The sequence below is a fragment of the Photorhabdus aballayi genome (assembly GCF_026153155.1).
Classification (GTDB): Bacteria; Pseudomonadota; Gammaproteobacteria; order Enterobacterales; family Enterobacteriaceae; genus Photorhabdus; species Photorhabdus luminescens.
On the sequence record NZ_JAPFCD010000001.1, the window covers coordinates 209,522 to 226,633 of the forward strand.

Below are 17,112 nucleotides of genomic sequence, written 5' to 3' on the forward strand. Positions count from 1 at the left end.
TAATCCTTTGATTTATTTATGAATAACAATGATCTCCTGAAAATATATTAAAATTATATTCAAATAACAGGTGGTATAAATATGGGACAGACCGAATTAGAAAATAAACTTGCCGCTATGGTATCGGATACGGATTTTAAACTTGATGAAAGAAGTACGCTGGATATATTAAATTGGATGCAGGAGTACGCTAAAAAAATTCCTTTTGGTCAGGAGAAAGAGGAATTCTGGCATAGTTTCTACTTTATTCAGGAAAACAACCCTCAACAATTAGCGGATATTTACCAAGATGCGAGTAAAGCCAATGGCCTTTTGCCTGCACATCAGACTTTTTTATTGGCTTTTTTAAAACTGTTAGAAACCACTAAAATATTATTCAATACCTTTCCGGCGCGCCATCGCGATCTTTATTATCGGGAATTATTAGGCTTAACGCCGAGAAATGCCCAAGCGGATCGGGTGGCGATAGGTATTACCTTGAATGGGGATAATGCCGAATATCTTGTTCCTCAAGGAACCTACTTTGATGCCGGACATGATAGTGCTGGCAATCCATTACAATATGTATCCGAATCGAATGTATTGGCAAATCAAGGAGAATTGACTGACTTGTGTTGGTATCGAAAAGAGGGTGATGGTTGGAAATCGGCAATACCACTGAATCTTGCAGATAATATTGCATTACCTGAAAACGGTATTCGGCTTTTTAGCCCAACACCTAATGATGTTCCGGTTTTGTCTGGTTACTTAATTGCTTCGTCTTTATTTACGCTGTCAGCAGGAGAGCGCACGATTAAAGTTACATTAACAAGCAAGTGGACAGGTAAATCTGAGCACATCACGGCTAATATTAGTGCAGAAAATTGCTGGTCTTCCTTGAAGGTAAAGCTTGTCAATGAAACAACGCTTGAACTCGGATTGTCCGCCAGTGGTGCGCCAATTACTCCTCCTGATGTCTTGGATAATATGACGTTTGATGTACCGGTATTAAAGCTAGGCACTATTCAAGGTCCTGTTCTGCCTGAGATTAAAGACATCGAAATCAGCATTAATGACAACCGTAGTGTGTACTATGCCTCTGATGGCGGTATTGACCGAACGGATGCATCCAGCTTTCCCTTTGGTCAATCACCGTCGCTAGGCTCTGGATTTCATCTGATTGCTCCTGAATGGTATGGCACTGAAAACGCAATAGTGACGATTACCCCTCAATGGGTTGGCTTACCTACTAAAAGTTTTAAAGAATGGCATAAAGGTTATAGTCCTGAATCCGATAATGGCGCATTTAAAGTACAAGGCTATTTGGTCACTCCTCAGGAAAGGAAGACTCTCAATGCCACCCAATCGTTATTTGGTGGAGATGAGGCGCCAAAAGAGCAAAGCCTAAGCTTTACCTTGCCAGCAATGAATTATCCCGTTGCAGACAGTCCATCTCCCAATGACTGGCCGGCGTCAGTGCGTATAGAACTGGCCGAGCAGGATTTTATGCATAGCCAATATTGGCAAGATCCTACCGGTAAGAACTTACCCTATACCCCGCAAATCAGTGCGTTGCAGATTCAATTCAGCGTTAAAGCTAAATCTGAGCAATTTGCTGTTTACCCTCTGACGCCTTTTGGCTGGGGTGAGGCGGCGGCAGAGAAGCCAGCATTCACCGATGCGGCATTTTATTTAGGTTTTACGGGGGTACTGCCGGGGCAAACTTTATCTCTCTATTGGCAACTAGAAGGGGTTAAAGCGCTCGATTTATCTTGGTTTTACCTCGATAAGCGCAATACCTGGCGTAAATTGGATAAATTAGTTGATGATCAAACTGGTAACCTGTTCGACCGGGGTATCTGGCGCACTTTATTGCCGCAAGATGCTTCAAATCAGGCCGCCCTGATGCCGACGGGGCGGTACTGGCTGAAAGCCGAGATAGTTGGAAAGATTGATCCCCAAGATTGCCCACGTATTAAAGGCCTACTGTATAACGCCGCCACCGCCGCCTTAGCTAACGCAGAACCTGTTGAGCAGGCTCACTTTATCAACGGATTGGCTGCTAACAGCATAAAACAACCGGTAAACACTATTGCTGCAATCAGCGGCGTCACGCAACCTTGGGCTTCTTGGAACGGTCGTCCGCAAGAGACTGAGCAAGCCTTCTTAAAACGAATTCCTGTCCGGTTGTCCCATCGTAACCGAGTGTTGAGTTGGGGCAACATGGTCACCTTACTAAAAGATCATTTTATTAGCCTGCTTGATGTCAGACACCATTCAGGCAGTAAATTAACCACCATTCCGGCGCCGGAAAAGCAACAACTGATAATCATTCCAGACAACCGTTACAAGGATAATGATGATGCATTACGCCCAAAACTGAACCCGGCACGATTGGCGGAGATGGTTGCATGGTTAAGTCAATTAAGTAGCCCTTGGGCAACCATTGAAATCAACAATCCTACTTATGTTGACGTTAAAGTGGATTATCAAGTGGCCTTTATCTCTGGCGTTAATTCTGATTATGGTCATCATCAGCTACAACAGCAATTAAGCCGAACATATATGCCGTGGGCAGAGAATCCGGCTATCGGCGTGACAATGGGTAATTGCATTGACTACTACCAGTTGTTAGCCGCCATCCAACAATCCCCTCTGGTAGAACGCGTCACCAATTTAAGCATAACCATTGCTAACCGAGTTACGGGTACCGTGGGTGCAACTATCGAAGCCAATGATAATGAAGTGTTGATTTTAGTCTGGTCAGATAAACATTCCTCAAATAAGGAGTTAATAAATGCGTCATCAGGATGCTCTGTTTCCCATCGTTAAAGACGATATTGCTTTTGATACCTTACTTGCTCAGGCTAAGGCTGTTATTGAGCAACAATCCGGTCAATGTTGGAGTGATATGAGTGAGAATGATCCCGGTATTACCTTATTAGAAGCTTGTTGTTATGGCGCATCAGATTTAGCTTACCGTCATTCGTTGCCGCTTTTGGATCTTCTTACGCCGAGAAAAGAGGAACAGACAGCCGGCGACGGTATTTTTCCCCAAGAATTTGGCCCGCAACAGATGCTGACTTGTGGTCCAATTACGTTGGCGGATTATCGTCGGGCGTTGCTGGATTTACATAGTGATGACACGATTGGTGGTTACTTTTTATTTAATGATGTACTACTGATATGCGAACCTAAAGATCAACGCTATACATACTGGTATAGCAAAAAGAAGCGTGAATACAGTTTTACTCAAACCCCAGATTCAGATAGCAAACAGTTAACATTAAGAGGAAATTATTGGCTTTATTTACTCCCAGGCCGGGAAACTCAGATCGATAATAAGCTGGCGCAGGAGAAACTTAACGCTTTCCTGAAAGATAATCGTAATTTGGGAGAATGGGTGAGTCGGGTTATTTGGTTAAACCCGGTTGATTTGCCATTGAAGATGGATATTCAGCTTGATAATGACGTTAAAGATATCGCTGACGTAATTGCTCGAATTTATATGACAGCAGAACAAACAGTACTGGAAAAGCCGTTACGTTATACCACCCAAGCAATGAAAGAAATGGGTTACAGTAATGAAGAAATTTTTGATGGGCCTTATTTACATCACGGCTGGATACCTAAATTACCGCCGACCAAAGATTACAACGACGCCATAGTGTTAAGTTTAAGCCATTTGGTTAACCGATTATTGGCGATTAAAGGCGTTCAAAGTGTAATCCGGCTGGAATTAGATAAGAATAAATATGATGCTAGCATTATTTCTCCGTTACCGGGCGATAATTGGTCTTGGGAAATTGCGAAAGGATATTATCCCAGATTATGGGGTGAAGATCCCTTAACATTGATTACCTCATCAAACAGCCCATTAACTATTATTGCCAAAGGTGGCGTGAAAGTGACGGTTTCTAGCGAAGAGATAGAGAAAAGGCTCATTACAGAATCGCTAATTAATATACAACCAGAATTATTGGACTGGGGTAAATATCGTAAAGTGCGGGATTATTACCCGGTAAGCAATAAATTACCCGCTTGCTATGGATTGCAGACTAACAAATATACCTTACAACAAATACAGCTACACCAATTTATTCTGCCTTTTGAACAGATATTAGCGAATGGCTGTGCAGAACTTGCTTTATTGCCGAAACTATTGGCGTTTAAACAACGGGGAAATATGATATACGGTGTACAATGGCCTTTTAAAGTTAATACAGTGAGTCAGAACGTTCATCAGGAGATAATGCCTGACTTAATTAAGAAACTGAATGATGATGCGCAAATTAATAATGATGGTGGCATCAATGAACGAAATTATACAAAAGAGCTGGTTATTCTTGAGTATCTGTTAAGCTATTTTGGCGCTCATCGAGCCGCCAGACCGCTTATTCTTAATCGACGGGATTTTCTATCCACTCAGCGTGGTTATCTGGCTCAACAACCAGAGCTGGCCTATCATCGTAATAATATTCGCATTGATAAAGTATCGGCGCTGCAAAAACGAATTGCAGCCCGGTTAGGTTTGGGAAGAAAATGCTTTAGTGAACCGCCTGATTTGGCTGATCTGCCTTTCTATTTAATTGAGCATCGTCGGCTGTTGCCAGTGAAACCTGACGAGGCATTCAACAGTGAACAAACACCTGATAATCTGGAAATTAAAAATCATCCTGATGCTAAAAGTCATCACTTAATTATTACTCAGCAAAATGCGGCAGGGCGGTTATTACATGGTCAGATGATTAACTTAATAATTAAAGGTGAGAACGAATTCATATTACGGGGCCAAGTGATCACTGAGATTACAGAAAAATCATTTTATCTTGATACCCGTAATAGTATTGCTCTGGAATATAATTTGGACAGAGTGCAACAAGCATTTACTGACAAAAAACTAGTCTGGCAAAATAGTCCGGTGTGGTTGGAAGATATGGATTATCAATTGGTTTATGCTGATGAAATACATCAAAATAATAAAGAAAACGATGAACTCTGGATCACATCTAGTCCCCAAAGCCCTTTTCCTGCTATGATCAAAGAAGGAGATGAAATCACACTAAAGTATAAAATTACCCCTTATGAGCTACCTAAAAAAAAGTTAGCTAGTGCTGATGCTATATCTGATTATGAACTTAAAGCGCGTATAGTGGAATTTAATCATATTGAGGGTCGGATAAAGCTCAAAAAAATAGTAGACCAGAAAAATGATTTTCCAATAGAGTCAGAGGCATGGCGTTATCGTTGGTATTTCTCTGGTACAGAATACGCGCATACTGATCGTTTTTCATTTGTCGTCAGTATAGCTATTAATCGCCAGTTAATTGAAAATAACAAGGTTGATCCGCATAAACTGGAATTGTGGGTAAAAACTGAGATTTTAGCTGAATTTCCTGCTCATGTTTCCATGATTATTCATTGGTTGCCACTGGATCATTTTAAGAATTTTGCCAGCACTTATAAGCGTTGGCAGAATAATGGCGCTGCTTTAGGGGATGAAGCATATCATATTCTAGAAATGCTAACTTTAGGACGCCTTCCTTCTGCATTAACGGGTACGGGAAATATGCGAATTGCTACTGAAAAGCAGAGAGCTGAGGTTATTGGTGAATCTGAAACAGAATGGAACTATAAATTCATTGACAGTAATCAGTTGCTATATATACCGAAAATTCAGGAAGATATTAATCGCAATAAAGAGAATTAATGTTGTATTACAATAAGAGATATTTATTGTGCTATTAAATTCATGGTTTTTAATTATTATTATTTCATTATGCATTCATAATTTTAGGATATTATCAATAGAATAGATAAGGTGATAAAAATGGAAAAGAAGAACGATTTATCAAATTCAGCGATTAATCCAGAAAATACCGATAATAAAGCAGAAAGTCCTTCAGCGGATGATTTAAAAAAACGTTTTAAAGCAGGTAGTATTCCACTGCAAGTTGATTATGAACACTTGATTGATATTGCTGATATTGGCCGTAAAGCAGCCGGGCAAGCACCGCAACAAAATGGACCAGGAGCAGGATTGAAGCTGGAGGATAATGGTACGCTTAATTTAAAAATAGGTACTATCGCCAGTAAAGACTATTCTCCATTAATATTAAAAGATGATATTTTATCTGTAGATCTTGGTAGCGGTCTGATTAATAAAGACAACGGAATATGTGTTGGTCAAGGTAATGGTATTGTTGTAAACGCAGATAATATCTCTGTCAAGGCCGCTAATGGTATTACTGTTGATGGCAGTGGTGTTTCAGTTAAATCTGGTAATGGTATTTCTGTTAGTGGAAATGGAGTAGAAGTTAAGGCCAAGAATAATGGCAGTATTTCCGTTGATTCAGAAGGTATAGCTGTTAAATGTTGGGACGGGGGCGGTATTGTGGTAACTGATAATACTGGTCTTTATTTGAAATTAGAGGGAGGAAATACAAACAATGCCTGGAGCGGTGTAAGTGGTTTGAGCCTGAGTAAAAGTGGTGTAAAAGTTAAAGCGGGTAATGGTATTAAAGTTGATGATAAAGGTGTCAGTATTGATCCTAACAAAGTACTCCCCAGAGGAATGATTGTGATGTTTTCTGGCAGTAGTGCTCCTGAGGGATGGGCATTGTGTGATGGTGACAAGGGTACGCCAAATCTGGTCGATAGATTTATTTTAGGCGGGGATTTTGATGGTGTTAAAGGGCAAAGTAATACTAAAGTTTCAGGACCTAAAGATGGTAAATCATTTAAATTTAATTCTGATGAGGCTACACTAAATATCAATGGCAGAACAGATGGGAGATCGTTATCTATTGGTCAAATACCTAATCATGATCATCTTAGTGGGATAATTATTGATACAAATATAATGGCTCAATATGGGGCTTATGAGATCTCTTCAGACAAGAGAGCGGTAGCCTCTTCAAATAATACCAGAAATAGATATCTCTATTACTCAACAGGCATGACTACATCTAAAGGTGATGTAAACGGAAACAGTCCAGAGACACACAATCATGAGATTGATGTAAAAAACACAGGAAAACATTCCCATAGTAATAGAATAACAGTTCCTTATTATATTCTGGCTTTTATTATGAAGCTTTAATATTTGTGAGGAAATTGAAAATTTAAATTATCCATTAATCGTAAAGAGAATACTATTTATGATTTCGAGACCAAATTTATTAAGTAGACTTTCCATTACTATTGAAACTAATAACCAACAGATAGCTAAAAAAGTATTATATGATTCTCTACTTAATCAAGTCAGTGTGCATAAATTACTTAATTTATACTTTAATAAATATGTGATTAGTCAGGATATCTATTTAGATAAATTAACGTTGAATCTTGGTGAAATTAATTCACATAACTTTAATGTATTGTTTCCTATTCGGCTTAATGCTGCTCTAAATAAAGCCTTGAATCAATATCAGGAGAATAATAAGGAAAAAATTCTTACAGGAAATTCAATAATATCCAAAAATACGGATAAGTCATCTTTATTACATAGTCATTATTTATCTGATATCGAGGAGTTTATCCAGTATTTATATCAAAAAGATATTAAATTAAATTCTGAAAATATAATAATAGAGAATAATCGTATTGATATTAATATCAAATCTTTAATTAATCAATTAATGCAAATGGAGAGCAATTTAACATTATTATTAGCAAAAAGTTGTTTATCTGAACACAGTTTGCAAAGTCTTTTAGCTATCAGTCAACCAGATTTATTAACCGCGATTAATCACAAATTGTCGGAGGATATAGATGGATATCAGCATCAAGGAAAGGCAGCTTCTCCTTGGCAATTGGTATTAAATGCCTTGGGATATATACAACGGCATAATACTCAGGAAATACCTAAACCCGATATGAAAGTGATATCCTATATCATGGCTGAACTTGATAGCAGTATGCTTGATATTGTGCTTATTATTACTTTATTTCGCAAAAATATAGTAGCTGAAAATGATTTATTAAATGCATGGTTGAAGCTAATTTGGCAAATAGAATTGATTCCAAAACTGTGTAAAAAACATCTCTCTGTTCAGGAATATAAAAGTTTAGCCAATCGTTTTGGCGGTGAAATCCAGACTTTTAGAGAACAATCTTTACAGCAAACAGTTTCGGTTAATTCAATGATTATTGAGTTATTACAGAAATTATCTACAGAGCATAGGCAAGATTTACCACCATTAAGTCAGCATCAACTTTCATTGATAATCACAGCGATTCAAAAAGGAGAAATAAAAACAGAAAATATTCTCCAGTTATTACAACATCCGGCGTTATATAACCAAACAGGTACAGCTTGGTTAGCACCACTATGGCAATTAGGCTCTATTTCACAACGCTGTAAAAAACATCTCTCTATTGATCAGTATAATAAACTGTCACAACGTTTTATGACAAATAATTTGACACCAGATAATTTACACGTCAAAGACAATAATTGTAGTCAACTTAGCGATATTAATAGGCCACATTTTGAATCGGGTTTATCTTCTCCATATCAGGTAAGTAATGCTGGAATATTAATTCTATGGCCGATGTTACCCACATTATTTAATCAATTAGGTTTACTTGAGGAAAAAGAATTTATTCATCACCAAGCTCAATTTAGGGCGGTTGATTTCCTGGATTATCTTATTTGGGGGAATGAAGAGGGGCAGGTAGAAAGAAAAACACTCAATAAAGTTCTGTGTGGATTAATGATTGATGAAGAGACGCAATTAATCCCTGTTGAACCAGAAGAACAGCGGATAATAGAACAATGGTTGGATGCGATTATCGTTCAACTTCCGGGCTGGAAAAAACTGAGCTGTAATGATGTCCGACAACTGTTTTTACAACGACCGGGTGAATTGCTGATAGATGAACAGGAAATCAAAATTACGCTACAACATCAGCCATTTGACCTGTTATTGGCCGACTGGCCGTGGCCGTTAAATATCGTCAAACTTCCTTGGCTAAATCGTCCTTTACAAGTTGACTGGCAAAATATTTAACAGGTTTATATAAAATGAACTCTTTACTTAAAAATAGCCACTATGTGATGGCTGAATTACACTGGATTTATCCCCATCTGGAACGTATCGATCTGCTATTACAGCGCTACTATTATCAAAAGAGGGAAAGGTACGATTCATTACCGGAGAGTTTTTTACTTGATGAAAATAAAATAGAGGAATATCTGATACAACCGCAAGGCTTTCCTCATTGGCTATTTGAGGAGAGTGATATTGTTGGTCATCCGAAAACCGAAAAATATTTTGTTTCTGATGCATTGTCTCTATTAGTTGAGCGTTTTGAACTCACGGAATTTGAGTGCGATGTCTTATTGCTTGGTTTATTACCCCATTTTGACAGCCGTTATCATGCGTTATTTGCTGCTTTGCACGGTAATAGTAAAAAACAGTGGCCTAGTTTTGCTTTAGCAATTGAATTATTTAGTCAACGTCAAAATGATTGGCAATTACTGCAAAACAGTTTTTTACCGCAAACACCGTTAATCAATAACCAATTATTACGGCTTAATAACCACGAAGAACCTATTTGGTTACAAACGCAATTTTTAACCCACAGCGCTGTCTGGCATTTTTTATCAGGACAACAGGTAATTTTACCGCCGCTAATAACTTGTGCTTATTGGCATTCTCCTGTTTCGCACCTTTGGTATCCACCAACTCTTTATCATTCACTTGAAAAGATATTATTGAATGAAACTGATGAGGTTCGCCCGCTGGTGATACTTAGAGGAAAACAGGACAATGCCAGAGAATTAGCGGTCAGTAATATTATGGCGTTTCACAGCATCAGTACTTTAACCCTGGATGTAGCTCGATTACCAGCGGAAGAGAATTCAACTGTAATAGCTAATTTGCTGGCAGATGCCGTGAGAGAAGCACGGTTACATAATGCTTGTTTATTAATTCGTAATTTTTCTTTACTTATAGATGAAAAGAAAATATCGAATAACCTATTATCCGTTTTGCTAAATCAACCAAAATTACGGGTAGTTTGTTTGGTAGAACCGGGAGATGCATTAGTATGGATTAAACATCTGCCAATGGTGCAAATAGAGATGCCGGCAGTTACACGGGTAGATAAAGAATCTATGTTGAAAGCATATTTACCGGATAATGTCGTTCAGAGAATTAATCTTATTCAATTGTGTCAGCGTTTCTCATTTACCGCAGAGACCTTGCCGTTAATTCTTAAAGAAGCTTATCAATATCAAATATTACGACAATCGGGAGGTCAATTAGAGGAAATAGATTTACGTAAAGCATTAAGTTTTCGCGCTCAACAAAATTTAGGTAAATTGGCTCGCCGGATAACACCAAAACGTAATTTTAATGATTTAGTGGTTTCTGATGCATTAGCTCAACAATTGAAAGAGGTTATTGCGGCGATTAATTACCGTGACCAGATTTTGGATGCGGGTTTTCAGGAAAAAATAGGCTATGGTAGCGGTATTAGTGTACTGTTTTACGGTGAATCGGGGACGGGTAAAACGATGGCCGCAGAAGTGATTGCCGGGCATCTTGGTGTTGATTTGATTAAAGTCGATCTTTCTACGGTGGTGAATAAATATATTGGTGAAACGGAAAAGAATATTGCCCGCATTTTTGATTTGGCTGAGATGGATTCCGGAGTGCTATTTTTTGATGAAGCTGATGCGTTGTTTGGCAAGCGCAGTGAAACTAAAGATGCTCAGGACAGACACGCCAATATTGAAGTTTCTTATCTATTACAACGGCTGGAAGATTATCCGGGATTAGTGATTTTAGCCACTAATAATCGTAGCCATTTGGATAGCGCTTTTAATCGTCGTTTTACCTTTATTACCCATTTTACTTATCCTGATGAAGAGCTACGTAAAAAAATGTGGCGAGTAATTTGGCCTGAACGCTTGAAATTATCCGATGAGATTGATTTTGCACATTTGGCTAAACGAGCTGATTTGACTGGGTCTAATATCAGGAATATTGCCTTATTGGCATCCATATTAGCGGCAGATAATAATAGTGAAGAAATTGAGAATCAACATATAGAGCGAGCAATTATTCTTGAATTAAATAAGAGTGGCAGACTAATTTTTTAAATTTGGAGTCGATATGAAACATATCATTGAGCCTAATAATGCTATTGTGGAAGTTAATAATGCATTAAAAGATATTCTATCTCAATATTTAAATAATGTTGATATTCGTTTTGATTTGCCTGAAATAAATTCAATTCCATCGAAGCCAACAATAAGTGTATTTCTCTATGATGTACATGAAGATTTGCAATTACGCTCTGCTGAGCCAAAGCGTTACAATCCTGTGACTAATTTATTGTTACCGGGATGGGTAAATATTAATTATAATTATTTAATTACTTACTGGCATCCAAACAAGCCATCAGTTGATGGCAGTAGTCCCGATAGTCAGCCGGATAATCAGGCGGCAAAAATAATGACATCTGTTTTGAACGCGTTGATTAATCATCGTCAATTACCCAAAATTCCTGGTGCTTACACTAAGGTAATTCCACCACAGGAAAATTTAAATAGCTTAGGTAATTTTTGGCAGGCTCTTGGCAATCGTCCTCGACTTTCTTTATTATATTCAGTTACCGCACCAGTAGAACTTCAAAATATTAAAAATAGCATAGAGTCAGTTATGGAGATTTCTCACTCTGTGAATCAAAAATTGAATCCTACTAGCTCACAAATAAGCCAGGCTTTGTTAGAGAAATTATGTACTGATTTAAGTGGCACAGAAGATGTGCGCTTGGCGCTTGCTAAAGTGAATCTAACAACTAAACCGGTTGTAACGGTTGCAGGTAGTAATGATAAGCAAGAAAATGAAAAAATTATTCTTGAGGTTTCGGGTATGACTTTTTCAATCTATTTTTCTAAAATAAAAGAAATCCTTGCAACATGGGTAAAGAGTCAGGATGTGGTTGTTGAGATAAATGGTATAGGTATTATTGTGGTTAAAGAAAATTCTGATGCATTAATTGGAGTGAAAAAACCATCATCTAATTGATTACCCATAATAAAACGACACGTTAGAGAAAATAATGCTATTTTTATTGATGGTTTTATGTAAAAACATCTTGTTGTGTGTGATATTTTAATCTATATATTACTTACTTATAACTTCTAGGTAATAATATTATGCCAATCAGAGACCTTGCGGAAAAGTCTGAAACTCGCAGTAAAAAAGATAGAACATCTGAAAACATAACAACGGGTGATCATCTTGAAATTGCGCCTTCAATTTGCTTGTCTGAATCTAAGAATATATCAAAACCAAAACAGCATAATATAAGTTATGTAAAGTTGATAGATGATATTATTGCACTACATAATGACCCTAAAGGGAATAAGTTACTTTGGAATGATAATTGGCAAGATAAAATCGTTGACCGGGATTTAGCGGCTATATTTAAGGCGATTGATGAAATTGTTGCTGAATTAGGGGGTATTGAAATCTATCAAAAAATGGTTGGGGTAAACCCTTATGATCCGACAGAACCCGTTTGTGGTTTATCCGCCCAAAATATATTTAAATTAATGACTGAGAGGGAACATGCTGTTGATCCAGTAAAAGCGGTCCAGACAGGAAAAATAGACGGCAATGAATTTGCTGAAAGAATTGATCAGCTCAATAGTACAAAAAATTATGTTGCGTTGGTTAATGACCGTCGACTTGGGCATATGTTTTTAATTGATATCCCATCCAACGTTCAGGAAACAGTAGGATATATCTATCAATCAGATTTAGGAGCAGGGGCATTACCTCCCCTTAAAATAGCAGATTGGTTAAATTCCAGAGGGAAAGATCCCGTTAGCCTTAATAAATTAAAGAAATTATTCAGTCATGAGTTTAATCTATTATCTGAAAATGAAAAGAAAACGTTAATTTCAGAGACGCTTGATATACATAAAGATGTATCTAGTATTAAGTTAGATAGAATTAAGCGAGATGAAGGTGTGGATGTTTATTTAACCGAATACGATATTAATGATTTTTTTGGAAATATTGAAATATTAAAATCTAAACTTGATAATTATGATAGAAAATTTGATAAGCCGGAATGAATTGTATTGTTTAAATATTTATATTAGGATTGCAAAAATAATAATTCTAGGTAAATCTAAATTTTAGATGTCATAAATTTAACCAGTACGGAGAGCTTATTAATGTTAAAACATGCTAATCCTCAAACAACACCCGCACAGCGTACTAGAAGTAGCGCTATAAATAATGCTATACAATCGCCATTATCAAGTTCTGCTGGTGGACATCTTGAACTTTCAAATAATGAGAGTGAACCTTTGGAAGGCCATAAGATCAGGGGAACCAAAGGGTTGAAACAATTTCTTGCGGATAGAAGCCTTAATAAAGGATATATTTCCCCGTTGAAGAATAGAGGGTTGTTGGTGGGGAGTGAAGAGGCGCCAATTAATGTGCCCGTCGTGGCCCATCGTTATGACAGTAAGCAGGAGCTTGCACAGGCAGTGCCTTTGAGAAATAGCGCTCCCCGTCAGGAAAATCCTTTTCATGATGTTGTGATGGGATTTGGTGGCGATCAAGTTACATCATCAGAATCGGGTTCAGGAACGATAGGTGTACATTGGGGAAAAAATACGTTAGATCCCAATATTACCGGTATTAATGTGGTGAATGGCGCATCAGGAACTGTGGGAATAAGAATTGCTTTGAAGGATATTCAACATGGGCATCCAGTTATTGTGACGTCTGGAGGATTGAGTGGTTGTACTATGATATATGCCGTGAAGGGCGGCTATTTTTTTGCTTATCATACAGGACAGAGGCCGGGTGATGATGAATGGAAAACAGGCCGGCAGGGGGTTGTTGCGACTTATGAGAGCCATAAAGCGCTTTCGCCGGACAGTGAGCCGATGGCGGTTGGCGAACAGAATAACGATTTGGTGAATATATTTGCGAAGTATGATCAGAGTGTTATTACCTATATGGGTAAACCGGGTGTGGTGATTGATAATACGGCAGAAAATGTTGGCGTTTTTAACTATGACGAAAAGAAGCCTGAAAAACCTGCTATTAGGGCTGGCTATAGTTATGCGCTGTTGGCTAGGGATGATAAAGGAAAGATGAATGTCAAAGTATTGTCGGAAGATGCTACGGTTTCACCCGGCAAGAAAGGAAATACTATTGAGGTGATTAATTCACTCCAAAAACGGTTGTTATAATATGGTAGGTTTGTTTAATAGCCTACTTATTGGAAATTAGCGCTCTTATTTACCCTGCAATATTCTTTACTATCTGATTTGTCACAATTAGACAATATATTGTGGATAATGAAAAAGTTATTAAGAGTGTTTTTTATTTAAATTTTAATAGATTAAATGTCAGTTTTTCATAATGATAATCTCAGGCATCACCAATTTAGCCATTATAGAGATCTTAAAAATGTTCAAGAATGATATTCGCGAAAAAGCAGTTAAATTTGGTAAAAGCAAAACTTCGGATGAAGGGTTGTTGGACGCATTACATCTGGAACTACCTAATATAAAATCAGTTATGTCAGCTTATAAGAAACAGCTTCCTGAATTTGATGATTTTAATAGAAAAACGCAATTAATTCTCGATGCTTCGAAAGAGTTTGGGCAATTGAAACCTGCAAAGCAGCGTAGATTCTCTAAATCGGGTTTAAAAGAGGGGGGTGTTTCTGACGGAAGTTTTATTTATTCAAAAAAATCTTTGCAAGATTTCGCTGCTCATGCAGGATATGTACATAATGGTTATTATGGCGATGAATTTGTCAATCTTAAGGATAATAATAGAAATTTAGCAGATGAAAGATTATTTCCGGGTATTAGCTTGATTAAACGCCCGAAATTATCAATAGTAAAAGATAAAGAACAATGGAATATGCAACAAAGCGACGTTGCCGAAGCTTACAAGATCACGGATATTGAAGCCTTTATTTCAGGTATAAGAGAGATGTATGGTGAGGTAAATCCTTTGCATCCAGTAATAGAATCTTTGATCAGAAATCATATTGTTAATAATCACTATATATTACCGACGATGGCAGGTATTGCTGGTTTGCATGCAGAGGTACAGGCATTGAATAATTTATTGACTTTAGAAGATGAAAGGGCAGGCAAAGCTATTGGAAGTCGAAAAATAGGGGAATATATGCGAGATATATTGAGGTCATCTATTTTTACTCAGCGATTGACAACAAAACAAGCTGGTGATGATTTTGCTGCTTGTCATAACTGTTCGGGGATATTGTCATCGCCAGTGAATGTGATTACCGGCAAAGTAGAAAGTGCAGGAAGTAATTTTTCATCAACATTATCTCGATATAAAACATCACAAGAATCGCCAATATAAAACAATATCCATTTTATGCCTGAGCGTTTTACTTCTCAGGCATTTTACTTGCTTGTTTATGCGGAGATCAGCTTAATAATATAAGAATCAATTATTTTTTACAGTTTCAATTATCCAATTATTGAAAGAACTGACCTTGGTAAATTGTTCTGCTGGCTTTAGCAGTGAGCGAGATACTAGCCCAGAAACAACATAATCTTTGTTATTTGTCTTAATCATCAATGGCCCGCCTGAGTCTCCACCGCCGACACCTCCATTTGGGTTACCAGAACAAATATTTATTTTTGGATCATAATTTGTGTCAGGATATCCAGGAGGCACTTCGATGCATTGCTTATCATCAAGAATATATTCATTGGTTTTCATTAATATATTTGGGGTTGATACACTTTCTGTTCTTCCAAAACCAATAACCGTTAATTCTGTACCAACTGGCAGGTCAATAGTTTCATTTATGCCGTTTAATTTCGCAAAAGTATTACTGTTTGCATCTCGATTGAGTTTAATGAGCGCTATATCATATTGCCCTCGTTTTCGTGTAAACCAGTTTGGGTGAATAATTATTTTCTCAATATCAACTTTATCTTTGTAGATTGGAGTAGGTTTATATTTTTCTAATCCTACGTAAATTTTTGATTTAATACTAGCATCTTCAACGCAGTGAGCGGCGGTTAAAACCCAACGTTTATTAATTAATACAGAACCACAATGATGCCCTTCAATATTGCCATCTTTTTTATTAAGTGCTGAGTAAAATGGGAATTCGCCCGGTTCGGCAGGTTGACCATTTATTATCTCTATTTCTTCGGCGCCATTTGCCATCAATGAGAATGAGATCGTGCTGATAAAAACTAAAATGAAAAGCAATTTTTCTTTCATAATATAATCCTTGTATAATATGATGACGGAGATGAAAATCCATTATATATTATATTAATAGAGTCTGGCAGGATAATAATTATATGCATATTTACACCTCATTTATAATTAAAGGGTTCTTATTCTTTAAAATTAAGAAAATAAATATTTGTTATTAAATAACTTGGTGTATTTACAATGCAGATAAGTTTTTTTGGCGTAAATTCAATTAGGGAATTATGGTCTGCATGATATTTTTATATACCCAATGGATTTCAAGATGCATTGCGACGGCAAGGGAGCGAATCCCCGGGAGCATAGATAACTATGTGACCGGGGTGAGTGAGTGCAGCCAACAAAGAGGCAACTTGAAAGATGACGGGTATATCGAATTAGAGTGTACTTTTGGTAATTCCTTGAATATTATTAACAAGGAAACAGGGATAATGTAATCTTATATATTATTTTTATGATTTTGTTTTAAATGTTTTAAATGTTTTAAATGTTTTAAATGTTTTTATTTTTTAATTGAATTATATTAAATGCATGATTTGTTTATGAAATAATAAAATTCATTTCTAATTTATTTTCGGTATTAAAAGTATTATTTGAGTTAATATTATTAAGAAGAATATTAAACATTTGAAGTTATATTATGATTTTATTGAATAACATCATGGAAATATATAATAATAGTATCATTTAATCGATACAATATATTTAATGTTTAAATGTATTAATTTCAGTTTATATATAATTGACTAGAATTATTTCTTTTTACTATTGTCAAAAGTCGAAATGGTTTGGTATGAACTGGAAATAGAGGAGAAAAATTTTATCTGATGTTATTTTAAGCAAGGAGAGTAAACGCAGGATAGTAAGAATA

The 17,112-nt window shown here is 36.8% G+C and carries 10 protein-coding genes; 9 read left to right on the forward strand and 1 reads right to left on the reverse strand.

Going from position 1 to position 17,112, the window contains the following annotated elements; all coding sequences use genetic code 11:
* Positions 1 to 81: 81 nt before the first annotated feature.
* The 9 genes from OO184_RS00785 (at position 82) to OO184_RS00825 (ending at position 15,368) form a co-directional block, all read left to right on the forward strand.
* A complete protein-coding gene (locus OO184_RS00785) occupies positions 82 to 2,811 on the forward strand; it encodes a baseplate J/gp47 family protein (RefSeq protein WP_265377565.1) in 2,730 nt (909 codons plus the stop codon).
* Positions 2,777 to 5,689 carry a baseplate wedge protein gene (locus tag OO184_RS00790; protein WP_265377566.1) on the forward strand — a complete coding sequence of 971 codons (2,913 nt, stop codon included), beginning with the start codon at positions 2,777 to 2,779 and terminating at the stop codon, positions 5,687 to 5,689. Before OO184_RS00785 ends, OO184_RS00790 begins: the two co-directional genes overlap by 35 nt.
* Positions 5,690 to 5,809: 120 nt before the next feature.
* Positions 5,810 to 7,081: a tail fiber protein gene (locus OO184_RS00795; protein ID WP_265377567.1), complete on the forward strand. Its 1,272-nt coding sequence runs from the start codon at positions 5,810 to 5,812 to the stop codon at positions 7,079 to 7,081.
* Between the two features lie 58 nt (positions 7,082 to 7,139).
* Positions 7,140 to 8,993 (forward strand): contractile injection system tape measure protein, encoded by a 1,854-nt coding sequence (locus tag OO184_RS00800; protein WP_265377568.1) that lies wholly within the window; start codon positions 7,140 to 7,142, stop codon positions 8,991 to 8,993.
* 14 nt (positions 8,994 to 9,007) lie between these two features.
* A complete protein-coding gene (locus OO184_RS00805; protein WP_265377569.1) occupies positions 9,008 to 11,092 on the forward strand; it encodes an ATP-binding protein in 2,085 nt (694 codons plus the stop codon).
* 13 nt (positions 11,093 to 11,105) lie between these two features.
* Complete coding sequence (locus OO184_RS00810; RefSeq protein WP_265377570.1) at positions 11,106 to 12,023, forward strand: Pvc16 family protein; 918 nt, start codon at positions 11,106 to 11,108, stop codon at positions 12,021 to 12,023.
* A 131-nt stretch (positions 12,024 to 12,154) separates the two neighbouring features.
* Positions 12,155 to 13,081, forward strand: a complete 927-nt coding sequence (locus tag OO184_RS00815; protein ID WP_265377571.1) for a protein-glutamine deamidase Cif — start codon at positions 12,155 to 12,157, stop codon at positions 13,079 to 13,081.
* A gap of 102 nt (positions 13,082 to 13,183) precedes the next feature.
* Positions 13,184 to 14,215: a cytotoxic necrotizing factor Rho-activating domain-containing protein gene (locus OO184_RS00820; protein ID WP_265377572.1), complete on the forward strand. Its 1,032-nt coding sequence runs from the start codon at positions 13,184 to 13,186 to the stop codon at positions 14,213 to 14,215.
* Positions 14,216 to 14,435: 220 nt separating this feature from the next.
* Positions 14,436 to 15,368 (forward strand): YwqJ-related putative deaminase, encoded by a 933-nt coding sequence (locus OO184_RS00825; RefSeq protein ID WP_265377573.1) that lies wholly within the window; start codon positions 14,436 to 14,438, stop codon positions 15,366 to 15,368.
* An 87-nt stretch (positions 15,369 to 15,455) separates the two neighbouring features.
* Here the strand turns inward: OO184_RS00825 and OO184_RS00830 are convergent, their stop codons facing one another.
* Entirely contained in the window at positions 15,456 to 16,247 is a 792-nt protein-coding gene (locus OO184_RS00830; protein ID WP_265377574.1) for a S1 family peptidase, read from the reverse strand.
* Between the last annotated feature and the right edge of the window lie 865 nt (positions 16,248 to 17,112).